Consider the following 229-nt stretch of genomic DNA (forward strand, 5'->3'; position numbering starts at 1 on the left):
CGCGGTCAGCGTGATGTTGAGGGCGACGTCGCCGCGGTAGAGGTGGCTGAAGAGGTTGGCGGTGGTGCCGCCGGGAGAGGCGGCGAGGACCATCATGCCGACCGCGAGCAGCGGCGGCAGATCGAACAACAGCACCAGACCGAACGCGATCGCGGGCAGGATCAGGAGTTGGCAGGCGAGGGCGATCGTGACGACGCGGGGATGCCGTGCGACGCGGGCGAAGTCGGCG

General features: G+C 69.9%; 1 protein-coding gene. It reads right to left on the reverse strand.

All coding sequences use genetic code 11. The features are described 5' to 3' along the window. Positions 1 to 229, reverse strand: a 229-nt coding sequence (locus IJ15_RS0124610) for a bile acid:sodium symporter family protein (protein ID WP_031940933.1), incomplete at both ends; no start/stop codon positions are given.

Origin of the sequence: Prescottella defluvii (assembly GCF_000738775.1) — a bacterium.
In the GTDB taxonomy this organism is placed as follows: domain Bacteria; phylum Actinomycetota; class Actinomycetes; order Mycobacteriales; family Mycobacteriaceae; genus Prescottella; species Prescottella defluvii.